Annotated in this window: 31 protein-coding genes and 13 pseudogenes; 3 read left to right on the forward strand and 41 right to left on the reverse strand. The window is 53.6% G+C overall.

Going from position 1 to position 25,263, the window contains the following annotated elements; translation table 11 throughout:
* Window positions 1–257: 257 nt before the first annotated feature.
* Both PACILC2_RS13175 and PACILC2_RS13180 read right to left on the reverse strand, forming a co-directional pair.
* Complete coding sequence (locus tag PACILC2_RS13175) at window positions 258–479, reverse strand: hypothetical protein (protein ID WP_213529118.1); 222 nt, start codon at window positions 477–479, stop codon at window positions 258–260.
* A gap of 109 nt (window positions 480–588) precedes the next feature.
* Window positions 589–1,209 (reverse strand): stage II sporulation protein M, encoded by a 621-nt coding sequence (locus PACILC2_RS13180; RefSeq protein ID WP_213529109.1) that lies wholly within the window; start codon window positions 1,207–1,209, stop codon window positions 589–591.
* A gap of 120 nt (window positions 1,210–1,329) precedes the next feature.
* On the opposite strand from PACILC2_RS13180, the pseudogene pdaB reads away from it, so the two are divergent.
* Window positions 1,330–2,104: pseudogene (gene pdaB / locus PACILC2_RS13185) on the forward strand (polysaccharide deacetylase family sporulation protein PdaB).
* A gap of 11 nt (window positions 2,105–2,115) precedes the next feature.
* Here the strand turns inward: pdaB and PACILC2_RS13190 are convergent.
* Window positions 2,116–2,742, reverse strand: a complete 627-nt coding sequence (locus PACILC2_RS13190; RefSeq protein WP_213529110.1) for a KinB-signaling pathway activation protein — start codon at window positions 2,740–2,742, stop codon at window positions 2,116–2,118.
* 161 nt (window positions 2,743–2,903) lie between these two features.
* On the opposite strand from PACILC2_RS13190, the gene PACILC2_RS28710 reads away from it, so the two are divergent.
* Both PACILC2_RS28710 and gerD read left to right on the forward strand, forming a co-directional pair.
* Window positions 2,904–3,203 carry a hypothetical protein gene (locus tag PACILC2_RS28710; protein ID WP_307860582.1) on the forward strand — a complete coding sequence of 100 codons (300 nt, stop codon included), beginning with the start codon at window positions 2,904–2,906 and terminating at the stop codon, window positions 3,201–3,203.
* Window positions 3,203–3,613 (forward strand): spore germination lipoprotein GerD, encoded by a 411-nt coding sequence (gene gerD, locus PACILC2_RS28715; protein WP_307860583.1) that lies wholly within the window; start codon window positions 3,203–3,205, stop codon window positions 3,611–3,613. Before PACILC2_RS28710 ends, gerD begins: the two co-directional genes overlap by 1 nt.
* A gap of 21 nt (window positions 3,614–3,634) precedes the next feature.
* Here gerD and salA read toward each other — a convergent pair.
* The 38 genes and pseudogenes from salA to rpsJ all read right to left on the reverse strand — a co-directional run bounded on the left by salA (window position 3,635) and on the right by rpsJ (window position 25,054).
* Window positions 3,635–4,719 (reverse strand): annotated as a pseudogene (gene salA, locus PACILC2_RS13205) (iron-sulfur carrier protein/transcriptional regulator SalA).
* 112 nt (window positions 4,720–4,831) lie between these two features.
* Window positions 4,832–5,604 (reverse strand): annotated as a pseudogene (gene cwlD, locus PACILC2_RS13210) (N-acetylmuramoyl-L-alanine amidase CwlD).
* 157 nt (window positions 5,605–5,761) lie between these two features.
* On the reverse strand, window positions 5,762–6,928 hold the full coding sequence (gene sat, locus PACILC2_RS13215; RefSeq protein WP_213529113.1) for a sulfate adenylyltransferase: 1,167 nt from the start codon (window positions 6,926–6,928) through the stop codon (window positions 5,762–5,764).
* A 14-nt stretch (window positions 6,929–6,942) separates the two neighbouring features.
* On the reverse strand, window positions 6,943–7,638 hold the full coding sequence (locus tag PACILC2_RS13220; RefSeq protein ID WP_213529114.1) for a phosphoadenylyl-sulfate reductase: 696 nt from the start codon (window positions 7,636–7,638) through the stop codon (window positions 6,943–6,945).
* Between the two features lie 173 nt (window positions 7,639–7,811).
* Window positions 7,812–8,203 (reverse strand): annotated as a pseudogene (gene rpsI / locus PACILC2_RS13225) (30S ribosomal protein S9).
* An 18-nt stretch (window positions 8,204–8,221) separates the two neighbouring features.
* Window positions 8,222–8,658 (reverse strand): annotated as a pseudogene (gene rplM / locus PACILC2_RS13230) (50S ribosomal protein L13).
* 238 nt (window positions 8,659–8,896) lie between these two features.
* Window positions 8,897–9,652, reverse strand: a complete 756-nt coding sequence (gene truA / locus PACILC2_RS13235; protein WP_244863485.1) for a tRNA pseudouridine(38-40) synthase TruA — start codon at window positions 9,650–9,652, stop codon at window positions 8,897–8,899.
* 134 nt (window positions 9,653–9,786) lie between these two features.
* Window positions 9,787–10,152, reverse strand: coding sequence for a 50S ribosomal protein L17 (gene rplQ, locus PACILC2_RS13240; protein ID WP_062490548.1), 366 nt, complete (start codon window positions 10,150–10,152; stop codon window positions 9,787–9,789).
* Window positions 10,153–10,257: 105 nt separating this feature from the next.
* Window positions 10,258–11,202, reverse strand: a complete 945-nt coding sequence (locus PACILC2_RS13245; protein ID WP_062490547.1) for a DNA-directed RNA polymerase subunit alpha — start codon at window positions 11,200–11,202, stop codon at window positions 10,258–10,260.
* Between the two features lie 117 nt (window positions 11,203–11,319).
* Window positions 11,320–11,715 (reverse strand): 30S ribosomal protein S11, encoded by a 396-nt coding sequence (gene rpsK / locus PACILC2_RS13250; protein WP_062490544.1) that lies wholly within the window; start codon window positions 11,713–11,715, stop codon window positions 11,320–11,322.
* Window positions 11,716–11,734: 19 nt separating this feature from the next.
* Window positions 11,735–12,102, reverse strand: a pseudogene (gene rpsM / locus PACILC2_RS13255) (30S ribosomal protein S13).
* Between the two features lie 22 nt (window positions 12,103–12,124).
* Window positions 12,125–12,232 (reverse strand): annotated as a pseudogene (gene rpmJ / locus PACILC2_RS13260) (50S ribosomal protein L36); the annotation flags it as partial.
* Between the two features lie 45 nt (window positions 12,233–12,277).
* Complete coding sequence (gene infA / locus PACILC2_RS13265) at window positions 12,278–12,493, reverse strand: translation initiation factor IF-1 (RefSeq protein WP_062490539.1); 216 nt, start codon at window positions 12,491–12,493, stop codon at window positions 12,278–12,280.
* Between the two features lie 2 nt (window positions 12,494–12,495).
* Complete coding sequence (locus tag PACILC2_RS13270; protein ID WP_062490538.1) at window positions 12,496–12,777, reverse strand: KOW domain-containing RNA-binding protein; 282 nt, start codon at window positions 12,775–12,777, stop codon at window positions 12,496–12,498.
* Window positions 12,778–12,791: 14 nt separating this feature from the next.
* Window positions 12,792–13,544 (reverse strand): type I methionyl aminopeptidase, encoded by a 753-nt coding sequence (map, locus tag PACILC2_RS13275; protein ID WP_062490536.1) that lies wholly within the window; start codon window positions 13,542–13,544, stop codon window positions 12,792–12,794.
* Entirely contained in the window at window positions 13,544–14,194 is a 651-nt protein-coding gene (locus PACILC2_RS13280) for an adenylate kinase (protein ID WP_062490534.1), read from the reverse strand. The genes map and PACILC2_RS13280 overlap by 1 nt, the downstream gene beginning before the upstream one ends.
* 183 nt (window positions 14,195–14,377) lie before the next feature.
* On the reverse strand, window positions 14,378–15,679 hold the full coding sequence (gene secY / locus PACILC2_RS13285; RefSeq protein ID WP_213529116.1) for a preprotein translocase subunit SecY: 1,302 nt from the start codon (window positions 15,677–15,679) through the stop codon (window positions 14,378–14,380).
* Window positions 15,679–16,119, reverse strand: coding sequence for a 50S ribosomal protein L15 (rplO, locus tag PACILC2_RS13290; protein ID WP_062490530.1), 441 nt, complete (start codon window positions 16,117–16,119; stop codon window positions 15,679–15,681). Before rplO ends, secY begins: the two co-directional genes overlap by 1 nt.
* A 52-nt stretch (window positions 16,120–16,171) precedes the next feature.
* Complete coding sequence (gene rpmD / locus PACILC2_RS13295) at window positions 16,172–16,351, reverse strand: 50S ribosomal protein L30 (RefSeq protein WP_062490528.1); 180 nt, start codon at window positions 16,349–16,351, stop codon at window positions 16,172–16,174.
* A gap of 13 nt (window positions 16,352–16,364) precedes the next feature.
* Window positions 16,365–16,862 carry a 30S ribosomal protein S5 gene (gene rpsE / locus PACILC2_RS13300; RefSeq protein WP_062490527.1) on the reverse strand — a complete coding sequence of 166 codons (498 nt, stop codon included), beginning with the start codon at window positions 16,860–16,862 and terminating at the stop codon, window positions 16,365–16,367.
* A gap of 30 nt (window positions 16,863–16,892) precedes the next feature.
* Window positions 16,893–17,260 (reverse strand): annotated as a pseudogene (gene rplR / locus PACILC2_RS13305) (50S ribosomal protein L18).
* A 48-nt stretch (window positions 17,261–17,308) separates the two neighbouring features.
* A complete protein-coding gene (gene rplF / locus PACILC2_RS13310; RefSeq protein WP_062490523.1) occupies window positions 17,309–17,851 on the reverse strand; it encodes a 50S ribosomal protein L6 in 543 nt (180 codons plus the stop codon).
* A 32-nt stretch (window positions 17,852–17,883) separates the two neighbouring features.
* Window positions 17,884–18,282 carry a 30S ribosomal protein S8 gene (gene rpsH, locus PACILC2_RS13315; protein WP_062490521.1) on the reverse strand — a complete coding sequence of 133 codons (399 nt, stop codon included), beginning with the start codon at window positions 18,280–18,282 and terminating at the stop codon, window positions 17,884–17,886.
* A gap of 30 nt (window positions 18,283–18,312) precedes the next feature.
* Window positions 18,313–18,497, reverse strand: a pseudogene (locus PACILC2_RS13320) (type Z 30S ribosomal protein S14).
* 37 nt (window positions 18,498–18,534) lie between these two features.
* Window positions 18,535–19,065: pseudogene (gene rplE / locus PACILC2_RS13325) on the reverse strand (50S ribosomal protein L5); the annotation flags it as partial.
* 29 nt (window positions 19,066–19,094) lie between these two features.
* Entirely contained in the window at window positions 19,095–19,448 is a 354-nt protein-coding gene (gene rplX, locus PACILC2_RS13330; protein ID WP_082655037.1) for a 50S ribosomal protein L24, read from the reverse strand.
* Window positions 19,449–19,504: 56 nt separating this feature from the next.
* Entirely contained in the window at window positions 19,505–19,873 is a 369-nt protein-coding gene (gene rplN / locus PACILC2_RS13335; RefSeq protein ID WP_062490517.1) for a 50S ribosomal protein L14, read from the reverse strand.
* 42 nt (window positions 19,874–19,915) lie between these two features.
* Window positions 19,916–20,179: a 30S ribosomal protein S17 gene (gene rpsQ / locus PACILC2_RS13340; protein WP_062490515.1), complete on the reverse strand. Its 264-nt coding sequence runs from the start codon at window positions 20,177–20,179 to the stop codon at window positions 19,916–19,918.
* 56 nt (window positions 20,180–20,235) lie between these two features.
* Window positions 20,236–20,436, reverse strand: a complete 201-nt coding sequence (rpmC, locus tag PACILC2_RS13345; RefSeq protein ID WP_062490513.1) for a 50S ribosomal protein L29 — start codon at window positions 20,434–20,436, stop codon at window positions 20,236–20,238.
* Entirely contained in the window at window positions 20,426–20,860 is a 435-nt protein-coding gene (gene rplP, locus PACILC2_RS13350) for a 50S ribosomal protein L16 (RefSeq protein WP_062490511.1), read from the reverse strand. Before rplP ends, rpmC begins: the two co-directional genes overlap by 11 nt.
* 2 nt (window positions 20,861–20,862) lie before the next feature.
* Entirely contained in the window at window positions 20,863–21,525 is a 663-nt protein-coding gene (rpsC, locus tag PACILC2_RS13355) for a 30S ribosomal protein S3 (RefSeq protein ID WP_062490509.1), read from the reverse strand.
* Window positions 21,526–21,538: 13 nt separating this feature from the next.
* Window positions 21,539–21,874: a 50S ribosomal protein L22 gene (gene rplV / locus PACILC2_RS13360; protein ID WP_062490507.1), complete on the reverse strand. Its 336-nt coding sequence runs from the start codon at window positions 21,872–21,874 to the stop codon at window positions 21,539–21,541.
* Between the two features lie 45 nt (window positions 21,875–21,919).
* Window positions 21,920–22,200, reverse strand: a pseudogene (gene rpsS / locus PACILC2_RS13365) (30S ribosomal protein S19).
* A gap of 66 nt (window positions 22,201–22,266) precedes the next feature.
* A pseudogene (gene rplB, locus PACILC2_RS13370) lies at window positions 22,267–23,096 on the reverse strand (50S ribosomal protein L2).
* 18 nt (window positions 23,097–23,114) lie between these two features.
* Entirely contained in the window at window positions 23,115–23,417 is a 303-nt protein-coding gene (gene rplW, locus PACILC2_RS13375) for a 50S ribosomal protein L23 (protein WP_213529117.1), read from the reverse strand.
* Window positions 23,417–24,040: a 50S ribosomal protein L4 gene (gene rplD, locus PACILC2_RS13380; protein WP_062490500.1), complete on the reverse strand. Its 624-nt coding sequence runs from the start codon at window positions 24,038–24,040 to the stop codon at window positions 23,417–23,419. Before rplD ends, rplW begins: the two co-directional genes overlap by 1 nt.
* A gap of 25 nt (window positions 24,041–24,065) precedes the next feature.
* Window positions 24,066–24,688 (reverse strand): annotated as a pseudogene (rplC, locus tag PACILC2_RS13385) (50S ribosomal protein L3).
* 57 nt (window positions 24,689–24,745) lie between these two features.
* On the reverse strand, window positions 24,746–25,054 hold the full coding sequence (gene rpsJ / locus PACILC2_RS13390; protein ID WP_005544556.1) for a 30S ribosomal protein S10: 309 nt from the start codon (window positions 25,052–25,054) through the stop codon (window positions 24,746–24,748).
* Window positions 25,055–25,263 lie beyond the last annotated feature (209 nt).

Here is a 25,263-nt window from a genome sequence, read left to right on the forward strand (position 1 = left end):
TAAAGTTGATTGTGCTCATTATTGTTGCTTCCGTCAATTCTCATTGACGGGGCAGTTCGCTCGTTGTTCAGTTTTCAAAGAACAAATGCTGCTTTCGTTTCACCGCCGTTTTCAGCGGCGACTTTTATAATATATCACAGCCCTACCGGTCGTTGCAAGAGGTAATTTTTAAAATTTACGCTCAAGGCGCGACCGTATTCCCCGTCTACTCTCGGGGCGAGTGATAATATATCATATAGACGATGATTTTGTCAATACTAGCGATACGTTTTATTGCTCAGCGCGTAGCGTGAAAGTTCTTTGGGGGAAGCAAAGCGCGCATACATTCGGAAAATGATTTTGTATCGTTTCGTGATGGACTGCTTAATATCGCGATCCAATCGGCTGTCGTTCAGATCGAGCAGCATTTCGTCAAGTTCTTTGCGCAGTACGTAATCCAGTTCCTTGCACTCTTTATCGTTCAGCAATATTCCGAGCATAACCATCGTCTTCCTCCTTGTGCTGTAACGCTTGGACACGAAAGCGGCGCCTTTGAGTCACGCGCGCTGGACGCCGCTTTACTGTTATGCTCAAATATTGGAAAGTTTATTACAAGGTCAGCAGCCACCTCGACAATGTCGTTTCAATAACCGCCGCGGCGAGCAGCGATACGACCAGCCAGACCATTAACGGAACCGTCTTTTTCACAAAAACTTCCGTCTCCCGAAGCACAGCCGGTCCGTTGCGGGTAAAGGCGGCGCCGAGCAAGCGGAGCGCGAGCGTTCCGAACTTCAATCCGTAAGCCGATGCGATAATAATGGCAGGAATTTCAATAATGCCATGCGGCAATATTCCTTTGGCGATCGTTTCCGCCGCAAATCCCCATCCTTGCGTAACCGCCATATGATTGATGAAATAGCCGATCACCATCCCGTTGACGATAAGAAACATGAGCGGGAACAAACCGAAAAAAACGCCAAGGTACATAACCATAATCGATTTGATCGCATTGTTGAGAAAAATAATGACAAACATCGATAAAGCTGGGTTGGGCGTTCTCTCGACCGTAGTCGCAATCTGCCGCAATCCTTCAATCTGCCCTTCGATAAATTGCTCGAACGAAGGATTCGTTCCCCCGACGACGACGCCGGCAAAGAACAAAACAAATCCGAAAGCGATATATCTTCTCATCTTCCGGAAATGATCCATCACTTCTGACCATCGAAACATGGCGTCCTCCCTCGGTAAGAAATAGACAGGCATGAATAAGTTTCAAGCACGAGCATAGATTGTACTAGAACAAGCTTTCATTTCGGAAAGGAGTGCCCGTCGGATGAATTATTTTACGTCATGAACGGCCGCAAAATCAAAAGGTATTTTTGATTGTGATGGGGCTCGTTTTCTCTGCCGGCGTCGTCTACGCCGAACGGGACAACATTACCGTATTCGCCCCGCCCCAACCCGCCGCCATCTACAGTGTGCCGACCGACAAAAAATGCTGGCGCTTACGTTCGACATTAGCTGGGGGGAGAAACGGGCCGAGCCGATTATTGACATTCTGCTCGAAAACAACGTCAAAAAAGCGACCTTTTTCCTCTCGGCGCCATGGAGCCAGTCCCATCCCGATATTGTCAAAAATATCGTCGACGCCGGATTTGAAATCGGAAGCCACGGCCACAAGCACGACAATTACAGCAAATTGGAGGATGATGAAATTCGGAACCAGATTCAGACCGCCCATTCAATCCTCACGAACGTAACCGGCAAGGCGCCCAATTTAATCCGGCTGCCGAACGGCGATTTTGACAAACGGGTGCTGCGTATCGCAGAAGAATTGAATTACAAAGTCATTCAGTGGGATACCGATTCGATGGACTGGATGAATATCGGGACGGACAAAATTATAAATCGGGTCGTCAGCCGCGCTCATAACGGCGACATTATTTTAATGCACGCAAGCGATACGGTACGCCAAACGCACGAAGCGCTGCCGGTCATCATCGAGAAACTGCGGGCCGAAGGCTACGAGTTCGTCACCGTATCGGAACTGCTGGCGCAAACCGAAGCAAACGGCAAGCCCGTTCAGGACAGACCGACATCAGCGAATCAGGTTCCCGTGTTCTGAACCTGCGGCGCCTACACAGTCGATTCCGCTTTTGCGGCGGATTCGGCTGTTTTGCTCGCGACAAGACGATGCAGCATTAAAATTTGGTACGCATTGCACACGAACAACGGCGCCATCATAAATACGATCGCTGCGGCGTTGCTGTCTCCGCGAATGGCCGGCCAGGCTTCGAGCGAAGTGACGACCACCATCAGAAACATCGTCGGGACGAATGCAGTTGCGTTCGTCTTTTTTACTTTGACGAAGGCGACAAGCCATGATGCCGCGGCCAGAGCAAGCGGAAGCGCCCAAAACATCCATCCGTTCAGGTTGCCCCGGTCCATATACAATATATAACCGAGAACGAACAAAGCGAAAACCGTTGTATAGGCTTGCAGCGCGTTCCACAAATATTGGCGCCGCAGTACGCCAAGGGCGACATAATTCAAGGACAAATAGGCGAAAAAGCCCATTTGGCTGAAAGCGCCGATCAGCAGACCGGCAAGCCCCATCATCAGCGCGTTAAACCCGGTCGCTTCAAGTCCCATGAAACCGAAGGACTGATCCGTCCATTGCATCATCAAACCAACTGTAATCGATACGGCAGCGCCAATGAGCATACAGCTCCAAAACAGAAAAAACCATCGTTTCAAATTCACGTCTGAACGCCCTCCTTCACATCACCCTTTATTTTACCACGTTCACAGCAAAATGCTATGCGTACCGATGATAATCGAGTGAACCGCAACGCATACTATAAGCACGAAAAAGCTTGGCCGCGAGGCAAATGCCGACCGGCCGGAAGGGAGAACAGCGTATCATGCGCAACCGATGGACATTATTGGTTCTGACGGCTGTCATGTCGCTCGCACTCGGCGGATGCGGCTCCGAACCGTCGTCTGGCGGAGGGGAATCGATAAGCTACAAGGACATGAAATCGATGGTAATCGATATTCTCAAAACCGAAGATGCGCAAAAGGCGCTGCAGGAGTCGGCTTTGCCGTCTGGCGGCGGCGGAAGTACGTCCAGGATCCTCTCGGTTCAGGACCAGGAGCAAGTGCGTTTGGCGGTTAAGGAAGTGCTCGTATCGCAGGATTACAATACCGTTATTCAAAATTGATGACCGATCCCCGATTCGCCGGCGAATTTGCCAAAGCGGTCAATAAGGACAATAAACAAATTCATAAAGATCTGTTGAAGGATCCGACATACCGGCAGGCACTCGTTCAGGTCATGAAAGCTCCCGAAATGGAACGGATGATTCTGGATGTTCTGCAAAGCTCGCAATATCGGGCGCAAGTCATGACGATAATGCAGGAATCGTTGCAAAATCCGATCTTTCGCTTGGAAATGCTTGAGCTGTTGAAGAAAGCCGTTCAGGAGGAATTGAAGCCGAAGCCTATGGAAAAATCGACAAGCAGCAGGGTGGCGGAGAAGGCGGCGAGAGCGAAGACGGCGGAAACGAAGACAGTAGCGGTGGGGAAAGCAACTCCGGCTAGCCCTGACGGCAGCAACCCGGCAACGCCATAGGCGCGGCCGGGTTGCTGTCGTTTAATTTTTGCTGTCGGCACTGGCCAAAATACGATCGGCCATCTCCAGGTACATCGCCCCGACCGGCGTATCGGCTTTGAAAACCGACGGGGAGAAATCGGGTTCGGACGGATGATTATCCGGCGACCCCAGCGGAATTTGCGCAAGCAATTCGGTATGCAGCGTCTCCGCCAGCCGCCCGCCGCCTCCGCGTCCGAACGGGTATTCCCGCTCTCCGCAATGGCTGCAAACGGAATACGCCATATTCTCCACGACGCCGATGATGCGGTGGCCGACATGAAGCGCCATAGCGCCCGCCCGCGCCGCGACGAACGCCGCTGTCGCATGCGGCGTGGTGACGATAATTTCCTCGCTTTGCGGAATCATCTGATGCACGTCCAGCGCAATGTCGCCCGTGCCCGGAGGAAGATCGAGCAGCACATAATCAAGCTCGCCCCATTCGATTTCCGAGAAGAAATTGCGCAGCATTTTGCCGAGCATCGGACCGCGCCAGACGACAGGACTGTTGTCTTCGACAAAGAAGCCCATCGATATGACTTTGACGCCGAATTTTCGATCGGAATGACGCGGTCGTTCACCACTTCGGGCCGCTCCTCAATGCCCATCATGTCGGGCACGCTGAAGCCGTAAATGTCGGCGTCGATCAGTCCGACGCGCTTCCCTCTCCTCGCCAGGGCGACCGCCAGATTAACGGTCACCGTAGACTTGCCGACGCCGCCTTTGCCGCTGGCGACGGCAATGAACCGCACGCCGTTGGCGGGATCGAGCAACGGCGAGTTCAGGCCGGCCCCATGGCCTTTGACGGGGCCGGCTCCGGCGGCTGCGCCCGCGGCGCTTTGCGGCCCGCTCGCTTTCGGCGCAGCCGCCTCCAGGGGCCGAAACCGGATATGAACGGTTTCGGCCCCTTCGCGCGCGAGCGCTTCACGCAGCGCCGCCTCCAGCGGCGCTTGCTCCGCGCCGGCAGGGTGCAGCACCGTCATCGACACTTGACGGGCCTTCACGACGACATCGCGAATCTGCAGCGCATCCCGCTTCCCTTCCGTCCATGGCCGGACAGCTTCCAGCACTTGCTCTCGGGTTAACATAATCGGCTATTCCCACCTTTTATTTTTCGGCACCATGTACAGGGCGTCCCGTATAATGTTCTTCCATACCGGACATTATACCATAATTTTCGCTGCTCGGACCGAAAGTCGGCTACGGCTGCGCAGGCGGATCCGGCTCGAGCTTCTCTCCCGCGCTGTACCGGAGAATGCCCTGATAAATCGATGCCGCTACCTGCCGCTGGTATTCAGCATCGGCGAGCCGCTCGGCTTCCCCCGGATTGGACAGGAAGCCTACCTCCACGAGCGCGGCCGGGATATCGTCCAGCGCCCTGAGCAAATAGACCGTATTGACCTTGGACGCCACCCGGTTCGTATTTTCCAGATTCCGTTTTATTTCTTCCTGGATAAGAGTGGCCAACAAACGGTTATCCGGATGGTTCGGATAATAAAAGGTTTGCGCCCCTTTCCAACGGGCCGACGGCATACTGTTCATATGAATGCTGACGAGCATATTCGCGTCATGCTCCTTTACGAACTGTACGCGCTTCAGCAGATCCTCCGTTTTTCGTTTCGCGATGGGCCGGGTTGCCGTATCCGCCAGATCGTTGTCCGTTTCGCGGGTCATGACGACGATCGCGCCGGCTTGCTGCAAATAATCGCGCAGATAGAGCGCAATCGCCAGATTCAAATCTTTCTCGATTACGCCCTGCTTGCTGACGGCTCCTCCGTCGACCCCCCGTGCCCCGCATCGATCGCAATCGTTTTGCCCGAAAGCGGCAGCGTCCAGTAGGTCCATGTCCGGGAAACCGGCATTTCCTGCGTCAGCAGCAGCGCCGTTATCAAGACCATCGACACGCCGGCAACGATGCGCAGCGCCCCTTTGTAGTTCAACCAAACGACAACCCGCCGATTGAATCTGCGCACGAAAAGACCACCTCGTCCCGCGTGATATTGGAAGCGGCATGCGGGATCGGACCGGCATGCCGCTCTTGTACACTATATGGGACGAGGTGGTCAAATATGTGTGCGGCGAACCTCCATGTGCGGAACTTGCGTCATTTCCTTCGCCCGGTTTGTCCGTTCAGGACACCGGCTGCTCCGCCATTCCTTCGATCAGGATGCGCGCCACTTCCGGACGGGAAAACTCCGGCGGCGGACAGATGCCGTCGCGCAGCATGGCGCGGACCTTCGTGCCCGACAGGTGGAGATGGTCCTCTTTGCCGTGCGGGCATGTCTTGCTTGTCGCCATGTTGCCGCATTTCGTGCAGAAAAAGCTATGCTCGAAATAGAGCGGCGTAATGCCGAGGTCTTCGGCCGGAATCGAACGCAGCAAATCCTGCGCCTCATACGTGCCGTAATAATCGCCGACGCCGGCATGGTCGCGGCCGACGATGAAATGGGTGCATCCGTAGTTTTTGCGGACAATCGCATGGAAGATCGCTTCGCGCGGCCCCGCATAGCGCATGGCGGCGGGGAACACGCCGAGAAACACGCGATCCCGGGGATAATAATTTTCGAGCAGGGCAAGATAGCTCCTCATCCGGACATCCGCCGGAACGTCGTCGGACTTGGTCTCCCCGACAAGCGGATTGAGAAACAGCGCATCGACGATTTCCATGGCGCTCTTCTGGATATATTCATGCGCGCGGTGCACCGGATTGCGCGTCTGGAAGCCGACGACCGTCTTCCAGCCTTTCTCGGCGAAAATCCGGCGCGTCTCCGCCGGATCGAAGTAAAACTCTTCGAACCGTTCGGGCTTCGGCCGGTTCAACACCGTCACCGGACCGCCGACATAAGTGGACGGACGCGAATACAGCTTCTGAACGCCGGGATGCGCCGGATCGTCGGTTTTGAACACCCGAACCGCTTCCACGCTCTGATCGGCCTTGTAAATACTTTCGATTGCAATAACGCCGTACACCGTGCCGTCTTCTCCGACGAGCGCCGCCTTCTCTCCAAGCTTAAGCCCGGAAGCTTGCCCTTCGTCAACGGCCAGCGTAATCGGAATGCTCCATACCGTGCCGTCGGCAAGACGCATCGTATCGACGACGGAACGGTAATCCGCTTCGTTCATAAAACCGGTCAGCGGCGAGAATGCGCCGACCCCGATCAGATCGAGGTCCGATATCGTCCACGCGTCGATCGTAATGGCGTTCAAAGAACGGGATTGCTTGAGAAGCTCTTCCCGCTCCGCTCCTTCGGCCACCCGGTTGATCAGTACACCGCCATGCGGCAAAATGCTGCTCATTCGATTGATCCTCCTTATTTATGCAATCCGCATTCGGTTTTATCCGTTCCGGCCCAGCGTCCCGCCCGCGGATCTTCGCCCGGCATGACCGGCCTTGTGCAATGCTCACAGCCGATGCTCGGATAATTGCGGTCGTGAAGCGGATTGTAAATGACGTCATGTTCGCGGATATAATTCCACACGTCCTCCGATGTCCAGCTTGCCAGCGGATTAAATTTGATCAGGCCGAATTTCGTATCGTACTCGATCTTTTTCGCGTTGGCCCGGGTCGGCGCCTGATCGCGGCGAATGCCGGTAACCCAGGCTTCGTATTGCGCCAGAATGCGGGTAAGCGGCTCGACTTTGCGGATGTTGCAGCAGCTGTTCGGATCGCGCTTCCACAGCTCTTCTCCGTGTTCGCGGGCTTGCTCCTCCGGCGTCAGCTTAGGCTTCACCTGTATAAAACGGATATTCGGATATCGCTCGACGATGCGGTCGCGCGTCTCGTACGTTTCGGCGAAGTGAAAATCGGTGTCCAAATAAAAAACGTCGATTTGCGGCGCCACTTTATGAATGATATCGACCAATACGACGTCCTCTGCGCCAAAGCTGCATGCGAACGTAATTTTCGGAAACGTTTCCGCTGCATATCGAATAATCTCTTCAACAGTCGCCGATTCCAGCTCCTCCGCTTTCCGCTTCACGAGCGCTTCCTTTTCAAATAAATTCATCACGTACCTCCGTTAATTCCAAGTAAAATGATCAGCATTACATTTGATTATAAAACGTATGGCGGGAATGTTCAATCCTAAAGTGGTTATTTGTTAACTTATACCGGTTTATGCAGCCCAAAAAGAAAAGTACCTTCTCCGAATAAAATCGGAAAAGGTACTCTGCGTCCGTCTTAACGTTTCGAGAATTGGGGAGCGCGGCGTGCCGCTTTGAGACCGTATTTTTCCGTTCTTTCATGCGCGGATCGCGCGTCAGGAAGCCTGCGCGTTTCAGCGCGGGACGGAATTCCGGATCTGCTTTCAGCAATGCGCGGGCAATGCCGTGACGGATGGCTCCCGCTTGCCCGGAGATGCCGCCGCCATGCGCAAGAACGATAACATCGTACTTGTTGAGCGTATCCGTCAGCGTCAACGGCTGCTTCACGATAAGCTTCAGCGTCTCCAGACCGAAATAGTCATTCAAGTCGCGTTTATTTACAGTAATTCGCCCTTCACCCGGCACAAGGCGTACGCGTGCTACGGAGTGTTTGCGGCGACCGGTTCCATAGTATTGAACTTGAGCCATGAAACTGTCCTCCCTTTATTAACCGCGAAGTTCGTAAACTTCCGGGTTTTGTGCTTGATGCGGATGTTCCGGACCGGCGTAGACTTTCAGCTTGAGCTTCATTTTTTCGCCCAAACGGTTTTCGGCAGCATGCCGTGAACGGCAAGCTCAACCATCCGTTCCGGTTTCTTCTTCAGCATGTCTTGAGCCGGAGTCACTTTCAATCCGCCCGGATAGAGGGAGTGACGATAGTACATTTTGTTTTGCAGCTTCTTGCCGGTCAATACGATCTTATCGGCATTGACAATAATGACAAAATCGCCCGTGTCAACATGCGGGGTAAATTGCGGCTTATGTTTGCCGCGAATGAGCGAGGCCGCTTCGCTAGCCAAACGGCCGAGCGTCTTGCCGGCGGCATCGATGATGTACCATTTGCGCTCAACTTCGCCTGGCTTGGCCATATAAGTGGTACGCATGGATGATCCTCCTTCAATTCATTTGCACTGTAGTCGTTTTTTATAAAAGAAACGTTCGACGTTTCCGTTCCATTTTCTTCAAATCAGCAGGCTTGCTTAGTCGGGGCCGTGGGAAAGCCACTAAGAAAGCACAAGTTATATTCTACTATAAAGCGCAAAGAAGCGCAAGCGATTTCCCCTGTCTTTATGCGGGTTTTCCCCACTTTTTAAGCCGTTTTCGCCCGCTTCGCGATTGCCCTTACAATTCCGGCGCATACTCTTCGTACTGAACCCTCCACAATGTCAAACCGTGCGCCATAGCCGTAGGTCCCGCCATGTTCCGGTCTTTCGCAGCCAGAATATCCGGGATCGCATCGGGCCGCATTTTTCCTTCTCCGACCAGGATAACCGTTCCTGCGATGATGCGAACCATATTGTACAGAAAACCGTTTCCCGTTATAAAAAGATGAATAACGGATCCTTCCTCGACAAGCTCCGCTTCGTAAATCGTCCGCACATGGCTCGGTTGGGTCGAATGTTTGGAGGCGAATGAAGTGAAATCATGCTCGCCGACGAAATGCCGGAGCGCTTCGCGCATAGCCGCGCGGTCCAGCGGGGTCGGATGATGAAAACGGTAATGGCGTGCGAACACATCCGGAAACTTGCCGCAATCGATCGTGTACCGGTACGTTTTGCGTTTGGCCGAACGGCGGGCATGGAAATCGTCGGGGACGCGGGCGGCGTCGCGAACGACGATATCATCCGGCAACCGGCTGTTCAGCGCCAATGCCCAGCGCTCGACCGGTATGCGCGAGGCCGTATGAAAGTTGAACACTTGGCCGTGCGCGTGAACGCCCGCGTCGGTTCGTCCCGATCCGGTAATGCGCAGCTCTTCTTCGCCGGTCAAGGAACGTATGCCGGCCTCCAAAATATCCTGTACCGTATTGCCGTACGGCTGAGTTTGAAATCCGTAATAGCTCGTACCGTCATAGCTGACAGTCATCGCAATGTTCATTCCGAATTCACCTCCTGGGCGCAAGCCCCGTTCGCCGGAAGCCGGAGGGAAGGAAATGCGGAAAGCCGCGGCCTCACGTCTTCCCTCCAAATGAAAAAAAGGTGGCCTCGAAGGTCCACCCTTTCTCATACTCCTTACGCACGATCCACCAGTTCCAAATATACCATGGGTGCCGAATCGCCACGGCGAGGTCCCAGTTTCAGAATCCGCGTGTATCCGCCCGCACGTTCCGAGTAACGGGTGGCCAATTCGGAGAAGAGCTTCTGAATGGCGTCCTGCTCTCCATCGATCGTCTCGCGACGCACGAATGCCGCAACTTGACGACGGGCGTGCAAGTCACCGCGCTTCGCCAGCGTGATCAGTTTTTCTGCGATGGAGCGAACCTCTTTCGCTTTGGCTTCCGTCGTCTGGATGCGCTCATAGAGGAACAGGTCGGTTACGAGATCACGGAACAGTGCTTTCCGTGCGCTCGAGTCACGGCCCAGCTTTTGATATGCCATGTTGTTTCACCTCCTAAAACTTTGCGAAGCAAAGTCGCTTCGTAAGCATATGCTTGAAACTTTGCGAAGCAAAGCCGCTTCGTAAGCACATGCCTAAAGACTTTGCTACTCTTCCATGCGCAGGCTCAGTCCGAGCTCTTCCAGCTTCTCCTGGACTTCTTCGAGCGATTTCCGACCGAGGTTCCGCACCTTCATCATATCCTCTTCGGTCTTCGTAATCAGCTCTTGCACGGTATTGATGCCTGCACGTTTCAAGCAGTTATACGAACGGACGGAAAGATCAAGCTCCTCGATCGTCATCTCGAGCACTTTCTCTTTCTTGTCCTCTTCCTTCTCGACCATGATTTCCGCGTCTTTGGCTTCATCGGTCAATCCGACGAACAGGTCCAAATGCTCGGTCAAAATTTTAGCGCCGAGGCTTACCGCCTCTTCCGGCCGTATACTGCCATCGGTCCACACTTCAAGGGTCAGCTTGTCGTAGTTGGTCACCTGGCCGACGCGAGTATTTTCGACGCTGTAATTGACACGGGTAATGGGCGTGTAAATCGAATCTACGGGTATGACGCCGATCGGCTGGTCTTCCTTCTTGTTGCGGTCCGCTTGCACGTAGCCGCGTCCCCGATTGGCGAAAATCCGCATATGGAGCCGTGCACCGGAGGCCAAGGTCGCGATATGAAGATCAGGGCTCAAAATCTCGACGTCGCTATCCGCGCGAATGTCGCCCGCCGTTACGACCCCTTCGCCTTCCGCATCGATTTCCAGCACCTTCTCTTCGTCGGAGTGGATTTTCAACGAAAGGCTCTTGAGGTTCAGGATAATCTCGGTCACATCCTCGATGACCCCTGGAACCGTGGAGAATTCGTGAAGCACGCCGTCGATTTGAACCGAGGTTACCGCAGCCCCTGGCAGTGACGACAGCAATATCCGGCGAAGCGAATTACCGAGCGTCGTGCCATACCCGCGTTCCAGCGGTTCGACCACGAAACGTCCGTAGGTGCCTTCTTCACTGATCTCTACGGTTTCGATTTTCGGCTTTTCGATCTCTATCACTAAATAACCCTCCTTCAAAACGTCGCTCCGTACATAAGGTCGAAAACCTTGTAGTATGCCAAACCTTCACAACCATTATTCACAAGTTGCAGTTATTTGATACCACAATGGGGCGAACTACACACGACGACGTTTCGGCGGACGGCAGCCGTTGTGCGGAACCGGCGTAACGTCCTTGATGAGGTTCACTTCAAGACCGGCGGCCTGGAGCGAACGGATAGCGGCTTCGCGGCCCGAACCCGGACCTTTGACCATAACTTCGACGGTTTTCATCCCGTGCTCCATCGCCGCTTTGGCAGCCGCTTCCGCTGCCATCTGAGCAGCAAAAGGCGTGCTTTTGCGGGAGCCTTTGAAACCGAGATTGCCGGAGCTTGCCCAGGAAATCGCATTCCCGTGAGGGTCCGTGATGGTCACGATCGTATTGTTGAACGTCGAGCGGATATGCGCTACGCCGTTTTCAATATTTTTGCGGTCACGACGCTTGGTGCGTACCACTTTTTTCGGTTTTGCCATTTTCGATAATCACCCCTTATTATTTTTTCTTGTTCGCTACAGTCCGGCGAGGGCCTTTGCGCGTGCGGGCATTCGTTTTCGTCCGTTGACCGCGCACAGGCAGGCCGCGACGGTGGCGGATGCCGCGATAGCAGCCGATTTCGATCAGACGTTTGATATTGAGCGAAATTTCGCGGCGAAGATCGCCTTCCACTTTAACCGTTTTGTCGATCGTGTCGCGGAGTTTGCTCACTTCGTCTTCCGTCAGGTCGCGAACGCGGGTATCGGGGTTTACGCCGGTTGCGCTCAAAATTTTCTGAGCCGTCGTTTGCCGATGCCAAAAATATATTGGAGTGCGACTTCGACCCGTTTGTCGCGGGGCAAGTCAACGCCTGCAATACGTGCCATAGGTGGATGTCCCTCCTTTATCCTTGTTTTGTTTATGCTTCGGATTTTCACAAATGACCATCACGTTGCCTTTGCGACGGATCACTTTGCATTTTTCGCAAATCGGCTTAACCGAAGGTCTGACCTTCATTGTGATTACCTCCCAAATCCTTCTTCCGCTCGGCCTAATGTCGGCCTACTTCCGATAGGTGATACGCCCTTTTGTCAGATCGTAAGGCGATAACTGGATGACCACGCGGTCACCGGTCAATATCCGGATAAAATGCATACGGAGTTTGCCGGATACGTGGGCGAGAATTTGATGCCCATTCTCCAGTTCCACCCTGAACATGGCATTGGGCAGCGGCTCAATGACCGTACCTTCGACCTCAATGACGTCTTCCTTGGCCACTGTCATTCTCCTTTCGCTTGCATATACTTCTGAATCGCATAACGCAGTTTGGCATTGGTTACCCTGCCGGTTTCGGACATGCTGCCCGCAACCTCCGGGCTGATGAACGGTTGTAGCTCGAGATGCAGAACGTTCTTCTTCTTCGGCCGGTCAAAGCGGCGCTTGCCGCCGTCGGCAATCAGAACAGTTCTGGCGTCGATGATGCCGATCACAACGGCATACTCGCCTTCTCCCTTGCCGCGGAGCACTTTGACGATCTGGCCGATTTGCGGAACTGTCTCCACTTTCGATCACTCGCCTATTCCCTGATCCGGGTCAGTATTTCGCAGCCGTCTTCCGTTACGGCAACCGTGTGCTCGAAATGCGCGCACAACGAACCGTCTACCGTCACAACCGTCCAGTTGTCTTCCAGCGTGCGAACATACCGCTCTCCAAGGTTCACCATCGGTTCGATGGCAAGCACCATGCCGGGTTTAAGCCGCGGTCCCCGATCCGGTATGCCGTAGTTCGGAATTTGGGGTTCCTCATGCAGCTCGGCCCCAATTCCGTGACCGACATATTCCCGGACGACCGACATACCGGCTTCTTCCACCACTTTCTGAATGGCATGCGATATGGTAAACAGCCGAACATCGGGCTTCACCAGCGCAAGTCCCGCATACAGCGATTGTTCGGTTACATCGAGCAGCCGCTGCGCTTCGGCGGAAATTTGGCCGACACCGTAGGTCCATGCCGAATCGCCATGGTAGCCTTCGTACTGCGCGCCGATGTCGATACTGATAATGTCGCCTTCATTCAGCTTGCGCGAACCGGGAATACCGTGTACCAACTCATTGTTGACAGAAGTGCATATGCTGCCAGGAAATTGATTGTAGCCTTTAAAGGATGGTACGGCTCCCTGACTGCGAATGTACGTTTCGGCGATATGATCCAGCTCCAGGGTCGTAATGCCCGGCCGGATTGCCTGCGCCATCAGGCGATGCGTCTCCGCCACGATGCGCCCGGCTTCCCTCATGTATCGCAGTTCAGCTTCGGACTTGCAAATAATCATTACAGTGAACCTCGCAGGCAGGATGATATGGCGGCAGTCACCGCGTCGATTTCCTGTTCCCCGTCGACTTCGCGAAGAAGCCCCCGTTTGCTGTAATAATCGAGAAGCGGCGCGGTCTTCGAAATATATTCGTCAAGCCGCGTGCCGACTTTCTCTTCCGTATCGTCCGAACGCTGGTACAGTTCTCCGCCGCACTTGTCGCAAATGCCTTCCCGCTCCGGCGGATTGAACATCACGTGATAGGTCGATCCGCACGATTTGCATATCCGGCGCCCCGTCAGTCGGGCCAGCAGCAAGCTGCGGTCAACCTTCAGGTTGATAACGTGATCGATTTTACGTCCCATCTCCGCCAGCATGCCGTCAAGCGCTTCGGCTTGCTGCAGCGTGCGAGGAAATCCGTCCAGCAGGAATCCGGCGGCGCAGTCGTCCTGCCCGAGCCGTTCCCGAACGATCCCGTTCGTAATCTCGTCAGGAACAAGCAGTCCCTGATCGACGAATTCCTTCGCTTTCTGTCCGAGCGGAGTCCCCTGCTTCATCGCAAGGCGAAACGCATCGCCCGTCGAGATATGCGGTATGGAGAATTCGTCCACGATTCGCTCAGCCTGCGTGCCCTTACCGGCTCCCGGAGGCCCCATGAAAAGAATGTTCATTTGCGTGTTCCTCGCTTTAACAAGCGTAAACGTTCTTGCCGTCTCGGACAGGCAAGTTACGTTTCGCGGATGAAATCTAAGATTAAAGTACAACCGGCATTTATACTTTCTTAGATTCGAACGAGGCTCGGTCGGGTCCGGCACATCGGGAGCGATGTTCCGAAGCCCGGTTGGAACCTGTTCTTATTTATTGATAAACCCTTTGTAATGGCGCTTGATCAGCTGGGTCTCGATTTGCTTCATCGTATCCAGCGCGACGCCGACGACGATCAGCAGCGATGTGCCGCCAAGGGCAACCGACTGCGGCAGACCCGCCAGCGAGCTGAAAAATACCGGAAGAATCGAGATCGCGGCCAGGAAAATCGCGCCCGCGAGCGTAATTCTCGTCATGACGCGGGTCAGATAAGTCGATGTCGGCTTGCCCGGCCGGATGCCCGGAATATAGCCGCCGTTCTTCTTCATCTGGTCCGCCATCTGAACGGGGTTGATCTGTACAAAAGTATAGAAGAAAGTGAAGGCGATAATCAACAGCACGTATATTACCATGCCAAGCGGCTGGTCATAATACAGGTTGTTGATAATCCACGTTGCCCAGGCCTGATGCGACCAGAAGTTCGCGATCGTGACCGGGAACATCAGCAGCGACGACGCGAAGATAACCGGAATGACGCCCGCGCTGTTCACTTTCAACGGAATATGAGTCGATTGGCCGCCGTACATTTTCCGTCCGACGACGCGCTTGGCGTATTGGACCGGAATTTTACGGATGCCCTGCTGTACGAAGATGACGCCGACGATAATGGCCAAAATGACCAGCGCGATGACGATCACCTTCAGAATGTGCAAAAACAACTGACCTTCCGCGTCAACGAACTGATCGGCATAAATCGTCCGAATTTGCCCCGGAATCCCGGCGACAATACCCGCAAAGATCAGAATCGAGATTCCGTTGCCGATCCCTTTCTCGGTTATCTGCTCCCCGAGCCACATCAGGAAGGCGGTCCCCGCTGTCAGGATAATGGCAATCATCAGATACGTTGCGAACGACGGATCGATAACCATCTCATACTGGTAGGAGTGGTTAAAACCGATGGCGGTCGCAAAACCCTGAATCAAGCCGAGCACGATCGTGCCGTAACGGGTAACTTGCGCCAGCTTGCGCTTGCCGATCTCGCCTTCTTTCGCCCATTCCGCGAATTTCGGGATGACGTCCATCGTAAGCAGCTGCACAATGATGGACGCCGTAATATACGGCATAATCCCGATGGCGAAAATCGAAAACTGAAACAGCGCTCCGCCGGAGAACGTGTTCAGCAGGCCGAAGATGTCCGCGCCCTGCTGATCGACTTGTTTAAATACTTCCTTGTTGATGTTCGGTACCGGGATAAAGGAGCCGATGCGGTAAATCAGCAAGATGAAAAGTGTAAAAAGGATCCTCTTGCGAAGGTCTTCCACTTTCCATATGTTGGACAAGGTTTTGAACATTAGATCACCTCGGTTTTACCGCCGGCAGCCTCAATTTTCTCTACCGCAGATTGAGAGAACTTGCTTGCTTTGACCGTAAGTTGAACTTTCAATTCGCCGTTGCCCAGAATCTTGATGCCGCTAAGCGGGTTTTTAACGATCCCTTGCTCCAGCAGAACTTCAGGCGTCACTTCCGTACCTGCTTCAAAGCCGTTCAGCTGTTCGATATTCACAATCGCGTACTCTTTGCGGAACGGGTTGTTGAACCCGCGCTTCGGCAAACGACGGTACAGCGGATTTTGTCCACCCTCGAATCCCGGGCGAACGCCGCCGCCGGAGCGTGCATTTTGACCTTTATGACCGCGGCCCGACGTTTTGCCGTTGCCGCTGCCGATTCCCCGGCCAACGCGTTTTCTTTCCTTCCGGGAACCCGGTGCAGGACTCAGCTCATGCAATTTCATCGTTCGTTGCACCTCCTTCAAAGTTTCGCCGTAACGTAACTTTCATCGTTGTTTATACTTCTTCAACTTTAACCATATGCCCGACCACTTTGACCATGCCGCGAATTGCGGGAGTGTCGTTCAGCACGACGGTCTGGTTCAGTTTACGGAGGCCAAGCGAAGCGACGGTTGCGCGCTGTTTCTCGTTGCGGCCGATCAGGCTGCGCACGAGCGTAATTTGCAATTTGGCCATCGTCTACCCCTCCTTAACCCAGAAGCTCTTCTACGGTTTTGCCGCGGAGCTTGGCTACATCTTCCGCACGCTTCAGGCGGGAAAGCCCTTCAAGCGTCGCATTAACCATATTCAACGAATTGGAAGAACCGAGCGATTTGGTCAGAATGTCGCCTACGCCGGCCAGTTCGAGAACCGCGCGTACGGGACCGCCTGCAATGACACCGGTACCTTCCGAAGCAGGCTTCAGCAATACGCGGCCCGCGCCAAAGTGTCCAATTACCTGGTGCGGAATCGTCGTGCCGACGAGCGGAACGTGGATCAAATTTTTCTTGGCGTCTTCGATGCCTTTGCGGATCGCGTCCGGCACTTCCGACGCTTTGCCGATCCCTGCGCCGACATAGCCTTTGCCGTCGCCGACCACAACAAGCGCGCTAAAGCTGAAGCGGCGTCCGCCTTTTACAACTTTCGCCACGCGGTTGATGTGGACCACTTTTTCAGTCAGTTCTAACGTATTCGGATCTACACGCAAGTCGTTTACCCTCCTTATAGATGAAATCGATCAGAAATCCAGGCCCGCTTCGCGCGCCGCATCGGCAAGCGCCTGAATTCTGCCGTGGTACAAATAGCCGCCGCGGTCGAAGACTACTTTCTCCACACCTTTTTCTTTCGCACGCTTCGCAATCAGGTCGCCTACTTTACGGGCCGCTTCGACGTTGCCGCCGTTGCTGATGGACGATTTCAGCTCTTTGTCGAGTGTAGAAGCGGAAACCAGCGTTACACCCTTCACATCGTCAATTACCTGTGCGTACATATGCTTGCCGGAACGAAAAACGGACAGACGGGGACGTTCGGCCGTTCCGCTAATTTTTTGCGGACCCGCAGATGCCGTTTCAGACGGGCTTTATTTTTGTCGCCTTTCGTAATCATTGACGGATGTCCTCCTTTCCAATCGCTTTATGCCGCATTTAACCGATCTTATTTCTTCTTGCCGGCCTTGCCTTCCTTACGGATAATCCGTTCGTTTTCGTACTTGATCCCTTTGCCTTTGTAAGGTTCGGGCTCGCGTACGGCGCGGATTTTCGCCGCTGTAGCGCCGACAAGTTCCTTGTCGATGCCTTTGACGACAATTTTCGTGTTGGAAGGAAGCTCGAACTCAATGCCTTTTTCCGGAACAATCTCTACCGGGTGGGAGTATCCCACGTTCAGCACCACTTTGTCTCCGGACTTCTGAGCGCGGTAACCGACGCCTACGAGCTCGAGAGATTTCGCATAGCCTTCCGTTACGCCGTTCACCATGTTCGCGATAATGCTGCGAGTCGTGCCATGCAAGGAGCGATGCAATTTATTGTCGGAAGGACGCTCGACCGTCACTTCATTTTCCGCAACGTTAACCTTCATATCTTTATGAAGCTCGCGGGAAAGCGTACCTTTCGGTCCTTTCACTGTAATAACACCGTTGTCCAGGGTAATGCTTACACCACTGGGGATTTGGATCGGTTTACGACCAATACGGGACACACCTGACACCTCCAATCGTCATAACTTGTTTGTTACCATACGTAGCAAAGCACTTCGCCGCCGGATTTCACCTGACGGGCTTCTTTGTCGGTCATAATCCCTTGCGACGTGGAAATAATCGCGATCCCGAGACCGCCGAGCACGCGCGGAATTTCATTGACCTTCGCATAAACGCGCAGACCGGGCTTGCTGATGCGTTTCAGGCCGGTAATGACGCGTTCGTTGTTCGAGCCGTATTTCAGGAAAATACGGATGATCCCTTGTTTATTGTCGTCGATGAACTCCGCGTCGCGAATGAAGCCCTCGCGCTTCAAAATTTCGGCGATTTGCTTCTTCACTTTAGAGGCGGGCATTTCCACGACTTCGTGACGCACGACATTCGCGTTCCGAATGCGGGTCAGCATATCTGCAATCGGATCAGACATAACCATTGTGTGAACCTCCTTCCCGAACTACGCTGATTACCAGCTTGCTTTTTTAACGCCAGGGATCTGGCCTTTGTATGCCAATTCACGGAAACAAATCCGGCAAATTTTAAACTTTTGCAAACGGAATGCGGACGTCCGCAGCGTTCGCACCGCGTATATGCGCGTACCTTGAACTTCGGCTTGCGTTGCTGCTTCACTTTCATCGAAGTTTTTGCCACTGGGTATAACACCTCCTACTAGTGGATTACTTCGCAACGGCATTCCCAGTTGGGTCAGCAGCTCACGAGATTCCTCGTCCGTTTTCGCCGTGGTGACGATGACGATGTCCATACCGCGAACTTTGTCAACTTTATCGTAATCGATCTCCGGGAAGATCAGCTGTTCTTTCAAGCCGAGCGTATAGTTGCCGCGACCGTCGAACGCCTTCGTCGATACGCCGCGGAAGTCGCGAACGCGAGGCAATGCAATGTTAAACAGCTTGTCGAGGAAGTAATACATACGGTCGCCGCGAAGCGTTACTTTCACGCCGATCGGCATGTTTTCGCGAAGCTTGAAGCCTGCGATCGATTTTTTCGCGCGGGTGACGACCGGCTTCTGGCCGGCGATCAGGCGAAGGTCTTCCACAGCCGAATCCAGCACTTTGGAATTGGCCACCGCTTCGCCAACCCCCATGTTGATGACGACTTTCTCGACTTTCGGCACTTGCATGACCGTCGTATAATTGAACTTCTGCATCAGAGCAGGAGTAATTTCATTCAAATAACGATCTTTCATTCGATTTCCCATAGTTGTCGAACCTCCTTTCCGTCGGACGATTAATCGATAACCTCGCCGGAGCGTTTCGCTACCCGGACTTTCTTGCCATTATCGAGCACTTTATAACCGATACGCGTTACTTTGCCGCTCTTCGGATCGACGTGCATGACGTTCGATACATGAATCGGCGCTTCCTGCTCGACAATTCCGCCTTGCGGATTTTGCTGGGAAGGACGGGTATGCTTCTTCACCAGATTTACACCTTCGACCAGCACGCGGTTTTCACGCGGATACGCGGCGATGACGCGGCCTTTTTTGCCTTTGTCTTTCCCGCTGATCACGATAACCGTGTCGTCCTTCTTGACGTGCAGCTTATTATTATGAGATTCGAGTACTTTCTTCAGCCTTGGCATGGATTACACCTCCTGCATGCTTGCGCGTCTGCAAGCTGGTTCGCGCTCGAGCCGCATTAAATAACTTCCGGTGCGAGCGAAATGATTTTCATGAAATCTTTATCGCGGAGCTCACGGGCTACCGGTCCGAAAATACGGGTGCCGCGAGGGCTCTTGTCTTCTTTGACAACGACGGCGGCATTCTCGTCGAACGAAATGTAGGAACCGTCTTTCCGGCGAACCGGACGCTTCGTGCGAACGATAACCGCTTTGACAACGTCACCCTTTTTGACAACGCCACCGGGTGTTGCTTGTTTGACGGAGCATACGATCAGGTCGCCGATATGACCGACACGGCGTCCCATTCCGCCCAGAACACGAATGCACATCAATTCCTTGGCGCCGGAGTTGTCGGCAACTGTCAGACGCGTAAACGGTTGAATCATGTGAACGTCCTCCTTTCAGAAAAAATGCCCGAGGCATAGTTGTTAAAGAACAATCGCTTCTTCCACGATTTCTACGAGCCGATAACGTTTGTCTTTGGAAAGCGGACGAGTTTCCATAATTTTGACGACATCGCCAATTTTGGCCTGGTTGTTCTCGTCATGCGCCTTGAATTTTTTCGTATATTTGATCCGCTTGTGGTACAAGCTGTGCTTTTTGTACGTTTCGACCGCCACGACAATCGTCTTGTCCATTTTGTCGCTGACGACTCTGCCGATTTGAACTTTGCGGTTATTGCGCTCGCTCATGTTCTTCCTCCTTCCTGGAACCGGGGATTTCGTTTCTCGTTTGCGTAACCGTCACGTTAACTGGTTATTCCAAGTTCCCTTTCACGCAATACGGTTTTGGCACGAGCAATTTCTTTCCGTACGTCGCGTATACGGGTCGGCTTATCCAATTGGCCGGTGGCCAGCTGGAAACGAAGGTTGAAGAGCTCTTCCTTGAACCCGGCAATTTTCTGTTCGATCTCGGCAGTGGTCAGGTTGCGAAAATCATTAGCTTTCATTTGCTTCACCACCCACTTCTTCGCGTTTCACGAACTTCGTCTTGATCGGGAGTTTGTGGGACGCGAGACGCATCGCTTCGCGAGCGATTTCTTCCGATACGCCGGCAAGCTCGAACAGCACTTTGCCCGGCTTGACGACAGCGACCCATTTCTCCACGTTACCTTTACCGGAACCCATCCGTACTTCAAGAGGCTTTTGGGTAATCGGCTTGGACGGGAAAATTTTGATCCATACTTTACCGCCCCGGCGGATGTAACGGGTCATGGCGATCCGTGCCGCTTCGATCTGGCGGTTCGTAATCCAGGCCGGTTCGAGCGCCTGCAGACCGTATTCGCCGAAGTTCACTTCGACGCCGCCTTTGGCGCGGCCTTTCATCTTGCCGCGATGCTCTTTGCGGTATTTCACACGTTTAGGTACCAACATGATTAGTTGCCTCCTTCCTGAGCCGCTTTCTTCTTCGCCGGAAGGACTTCTCCGCGATAGATCCACACTTTGACGCCGATACGGCCGTAAGTGGTGTGCGCTTCCGCCGTACCGTAGTCAATGTCGGCACGCAGCGTGTGCAGCGGCACGGTGCCTTCGCTATATCCTTCCGTACGGGCGATTTCAGCGCCGCCGAGACGTCCGCTGACGCTGGTTTTAATTCCTTTCGCTCCTGCGCGCATCGTCCGTTGAATCGCCTGCTTCATGGCGCGGCGGAACGAGATGCGGCGTTCAAGCTGCTGCGCGATGCTTTCCGCCACGAGAATGGCGTCCAAATCGGCCTGCTTGATTTCCGAAATGTTGATGTGCACTTTTTTGCCCTTCGTCAGCTTGGTTAGCTCGTTCCGCAGGTTTTCCACTTCGGAGCCGCCCTTGCCGATAACCATGCCGGGCTTGGCGGTATGAATCGTCACGTTGACGCGATTCGCCGCACGCTCAATTTCGATGCGGGAAACCGCCGCGTCTTTCAGTTTGCCTTTCAGAAATTCACGAATTTTCACGTCTTCCAGCAGAAGATCTCCGAAATCTTTGCCGGCGTACCATTTGGACTCCCAGTCCCGGATGATGCCGATACGAAGTCCGACCGGGTTTACCTTTTGACCCACACGTTATCCCTCCTTATTTTTCAGATACCACCAATGTAATATGGCTGGTCCGCTTGTTGATCCGGCTGGCACGGCCCATCGCACGGGGACGGAAACGTTTCATCGTCGGACCTTGGTTCACATAGGCTTGCGTAATGACCAGCTTGTTCACGTCCAGCTGGTAGTTATGCTCGGCATTGGCGATCGCAGAGTTCAGAAGCTTCTCGACGATCGGGGAAGCCGCCTTCGGCGTATGGCGCAAAATCGCAATCGCTTCGCCCACTTTCTTGCCGCGAATCAAATCGACGACCAGCTGCGCTTTGCGAGGCGCGATGCGGACGAAATTCGCACTAGCTTTAGCTTCTTGCATGCTCTAGAACCTCCTCTCAGTCAGAGAAATTCAGCAAGGGCAAAATTATCTTCTGCCCGTTTTCTTGTCGTCGTCGGTGTGGCCTTTGTAAGTCCGCGTCGGCGCGAATTCGCCCAGCTTGTGGCCGACCATATCTTCCGTAATGTAGACCGGCACATGCTTGCGGCCGTCATAAACAGCGAAAGTATGTCCGACAAACTGCGGGAAAATGGTCGAGCGCCGGGACCACGTTTTGATAACCACTTTTTGTTGGCTGCGTTCAGATCCTCAACTTTTTTCAGCAGGTAGCCGTCGACAAACGGCCCTTTCTTCAAACTGCGACCCATTGGTGTTCCTCCCTTCACCGAACGTAGTAGCGCGACAATCGTCACGCCAATCGTTTCAAGCAATTATTACTTCGTGCGACGACGAATAATATACTTGCTCGATGCTTTTTTCTTTTTGCGGGTTTTGTAGCCAAGCGTCGGCTTGCCCCAAGGAGACATCGGCGATTTGCGACCGATCGGCGCACGACCTTCGCCACCGCCGTGCGGGTGGTCGTTCGGGTTCATGACGACACCGCGCACTACCGGACGTTTGCCGAGCCAACGGGACCGGCCCGCCTTACCGATTTTCACCAGCTCATGGTCGCCGTTACCTACCGTACCGATCGTAGCGCGGCATTTTTCAGAATGCGACGCACTTCGCCGGAAGACAGACGAACAACGGCATAGTTATCCTCTTTACCGAGAAGCTGAGCTTCCGTACCAGCGGCGCGCACAAGTTGTCCGCCTTTGCCGGGCTTCATCTCGATATTGTGGATAATGGTGCCGACCGGAATGAATTCGAGCGGCAGCGCGTTGCCGACTTTAATGTCCGCGTTTTCCCCGGACATGACTTGATCGCCTACGTTCAGACCTTTCGGCGCGATAATGTAGCGCTTCTCGCCATCCGCGTAATGGATGAGCGCGATGTTCGATGTCCGGTTCGGATCGTATTCGATCGAAGCGACTTTGCCGGGAATTCCGTCCTTGTTCCGTTTAAAGTCGATGATGCGGTATTTGCGTTTATGTCCGCCGCCGTGATGGCGAACCGTAATTTTGCCTTGGTTGTTGCGGCCGGCCTTCTTGTGCAAAGGAGCCAGCAACGATTTCTCCGGGGTGCTTGTCGTAATTTCTTCAAACGTCGAAACGGACATCGCACGACGTGCCGGAGATGTCGGTTTGTACTTCTTAACTGGCACTTCGATTCCCTCCTATCTTCAGAACGTCAGGTTATACCGATTCAAAAATTCGAGTTCCTTGCTTTCAGGCGTCAGTTGCACGATCGCCTTTTTCCATTCGGGCGTATATCCGCTGTAACGGCCGTAGCGTTTCAGCTTCGCCGGTACGCGCATCGTATTGACGCTCGCAACCTTCACTTTGAAGATTTGCTCGACTGCGTCTTTAATTTGCGTTTTGTTGGCACGGATATCGACTTCGAATACATAGCGTTTTGCAGCCATGAACTCGGTAGACCGTTCCGTGATGACCGGGCGCTTGATAATATCACGAGGATTTTTCATTACGCAAGCACCTCCTGGACTTTCTCGACCGCCTCTTTCGTAATGATCAGCTTGTCGTGAGCCAATACGTCGAGAACGTTAATGCCGTCGGCCGCCACGAACTTAACTCCCGGTATGTTGCGGGCGGACAGTGCCACGTTGTCGTTGTATTCGGCCGTGACGACCAGCGCTTTGCGGTCGGCTTTCAAATTGTTCAGAATCGCGCTGAACTCTTTCGTTTTCGGCTGAGCCATCGTCAATTGATCGAGCACGATAATTTCGTTGTCGATCACTTTGGAAGAAAGCGCCGATTTGATTGCCAGTCGGCGAACCTTCTTCGGAAGCTTGAAACCGTAGCTGCGCGGAGTCGGTCCGAATACCGTACCGCCGCCTACCCATTGCGGAGCGCGGATCGAACCTTGACGGGCACGACCGGTTCCTTTCTGTTTCCAAGGCTTGCGGCCGCCGCCTCTTACTTCGGAGCGCCCTTTCGTCTTGTGCGTACCTTGACGCTCAGCCGCTTGCTGCAGAACAACTGCGCTATGCAATACATGAACGTTCGGCTGGATTCCGAAAACCGCATCGGACAATTCAACCTCTCCCACTTGGGAGCCGCTCACATTGAATACTGCCACTTTAGGCATTTTGAGTCCTCCTTTCTTCGGACAATTAGGATTTCACCGATTGTTTGACTTTGACAAAACCGTTCTTCGGCCCCGGAACGGAACCTTTAACGAGAATGACATTCCGTTCGGCATCTACGCGGATGATTTCGAGCTTCTGAATGGTAACCGTTTCATGACCCATATGGCCCGGCAAATGTTTGCCTTTCGGCACGCGGTTCGCCTGAATGGAGCCCATCGAACCCGGTCCGCGATGGTAACGGGAGCCGTGCGCCATCGGACCGCGGCTTTGTCCCCAACGTTTGATTACGCCGGCAAAGCCTTTGCCTTTGGAAATCCCCGTTACGTCAACAAATTCCCCAGCCGAGAAAATGTCGGCTTTCACTTCTTGGCCAACCTCGTATTCGGAGAGATTGACTCCGCGAATTTCGCGAACGTAGCGCTTAGGTGCGGAACCCGCTTTTTCGCATGGCCGATTTCCGGCTTGGTTGCGTTCTTTTCTTTTTTATCCGAAAAACCGAGCTGAACCGCTTCGTAGCCGTCGTTCTCAAGGTCTTTCTTCTGAAGAACGACACAAGGGCCGGCTTCGATCACCGTTACCGGGATCACGTTGCCTTCCGGCGAAAATACTTGCGTCATCCCAAGCTTTTTCCCTAAGATACCTTTCATGTTGACACCTCTTTTCCTTTCCTCTCGACTTGATCCTCAGCGGATATCATGCCGGAATTACAATTTGATTTCGATATCTACACCGGACGGCAGGTCCAGCCGCATCAGCGCATCCACCGTTTGCGGAGTCGGGTTGACAATGTCGATCAGACGTTTGTGCGTCCGCATTTCGAATTGCTCGCGCGAATCCTTATACTTGTGCACCGCACGGAGAATGGTGATGATTTGCTTTTCCGTCGGAAGCGGAATCGGACCGGATACGCCTGCGCCGGAACGCTTTGCGGTCTCCACGATTTTCTCCGCGGACTGGTCAAGAATTCTGTGATCGTACGCCTTCAACCGGATACGAATCTTTTGCTTTGCCATATAAGTCCCTCCTTCTATCGCCCAATTTTGTAATCGGACATACTCCGCGAGAATACCCCGACTGCCCTCCCATGGCAAAGGGGCCGGGTGTGTCGGCAACCTCCCGCATCATCGCAACGTCACAGACCAACAGTCAATATTATATCGAAACAGCCCTACGAATGCAACAAGAATGTTAAGCAATATTTTTGATCGAGTAGGAGGGGGCG

It is taken from the genome of Paenibacillus cisolokensis (assembly GCF_018403665.1).
In the GTDB taxonomy this organism is placed as follows: Bacteria; Bacillota; Bacilli; order Paenibacillales; family Paenibacillaceae; genus Paenibacillus_AH; species Paenibacillus_AH cisolokensis.

Bases quoted from the DNA above. Each gene is read 5' to 3' on its own strand.
- rpsJ (WP_005544556.1), bottom strand. From the start codon at position 25,054: ATGGCAAAGCAAAAGATTCGTATCCGGTTGAAGGCGTACGATCACAGA.
- PACILC2_RS13220 (WP_213529114.1), bottom strand. From the start codon at position 7,638: ATGAATTTATTTGAAAAGGAAGCGCTCGTGAAGCGGAAAGCGGAGGAG.
- rplX (WP_082655037.1), bottom strand. From the start codon at position 19,448: ATGCCAAGGCTGAAGAAAGTACTCGAATCTCATAATAATAAGCTGCAC.
- map (WP_062490536.1), bottom strand. From the start codon at position 13,544: ATGATTATTTGCAAGTCCGAAGCTGAACTGCGATACATGAGGGAAGCC.
- secY (WP_213529116.1), bottom strand. From the start codon at position 15,679: ATGTTCAAAACCTTGTCCAACATATGGAAAGTGGAAGACCTTCGCAAG.
- rplW (WP_213529117.1), bottom strand. From the start codon at position 23,417: ATGAAAAATCCTCGTGATATTATCAAGCGCCCGGTCATCACGGAACGG.
- rpmD (WP_062490528.1), bottom strand. From the start codon at position 16,351: ATGGCCAAATTGCAAATTACGCTCGTGCGCAGCCTGATCGGCCGCAAC.
- PACILC2_RS13180 (WP_213529109.1), bottom strand. From the start codon at position 1,209: ATGTTTCGATGGTCAGAAGTGATGGATCATTTCCGGAAGATGAGAAGA.
- rplQ (WP_062490548.1), bottom strand. From the start codon at position 10,152: ATGGCATATCAAAAGCTGGGCCGTGACTCGAGCGCACGGAAAGCACTG.
- rplV (WP_062490507.1), bottom strand. From the start codon at position 21,874: ATGCAAGAAGCTAAAGCTAGTGCGAATTTCGTCCGCATCGCGCCTCGC.
- rplO (WP_062490530.1), bottom strand. From the start codon at position 16,119: ATGAAATTGCATGAGCTGAGTCCTGCACCGGGTTCCCGGAAGGAAAGA.
- rpmC (WP_062490513.1), bottom strand. From the start codon at position 20,436: ATGAAAGCTAATGATTTTCGCAACCTGACCACTGCCGAGATCGAACAG.
- PACILC2_RS13175 (WP_213529118.1), bottom strand. From the start codon at position 479: ATGCTCGGAATATTGCTGAACGATAAAGAGTGCAAGGAACTGGATTAC.
- rplN (WP_062490517.1), bottom strand. From the start codon at position 19,873: ATGATTCAACCGTTTACGCGTCTGACAGTTGCCGACAACTCCGGCGCC.
- rpsK (WP_062490544.1), bottom strand. From the start codon at position 11,715: ATGGCAAAACCGAAAAAAGTGGTACGCACCAAGCGTCGTGACCGCAAA.
- rplD (WP_062490500.1), bottom strand. From the start codon at position 24,040: ATGCCTAAAGTGGCAGTATTCAATGTGAGCGGCTCCCAAGTGGGAGAG.
- rpsQ (WP_062490515.1), bottom strand. From the start codon at position 20,179: ATGAGCGAGCGCAATAACCGCAAAGTTCAAATCGGCAGAGTCGTCAGC.
- PACILC2_RS13280 (WP_062490534.1), bottom strand. From the start codon at position 14,194: ATGAACATTCTTTTCATGGGGCCTCCGGGAGCCGGTAAGGGCACGCAG.
- truA (WP_244863485.1), bottom strand. From the start codon at position 9,652: ATGAACATTGCGATGACTGTCAGCTATGACGGTACGAGCTATTACGGA.
- sat (WP_213529113.1), bottom strand. From the start codon at position 6,928: ATGAGCAGCATTTTGCCGCATGGCGGTGTACTGATCAACCGGGTGGCC.
- rplP (WP_062490511.1), bottom strand. From the start codon at position 20,860: ATGTTGGTACCTAAACGTGTGAAATACCGCAAAGAGCATCGCGGCAAG.
- gerD (WP_307860583.1), top strand. From the start codon at position 3,203: ATGACCGATCCCCGATTCGCCGGCGAATTTGCCAAAGCGGTCAATAAG.
- rpsH (WP_062490521.1), bottom strand. From the start codon at position 18,282: ATGGTTATGTCTGATCCGATTGCAGATATGCTGACCCGCATTCGGAAC.
- PACILC2_RS28710 (WP_307860582.1), top strand. From the start codon at position 2,904: ATGCGCAACCGATGGACATTATTGGTTCTGACGGCTGTCATGTCGCTC.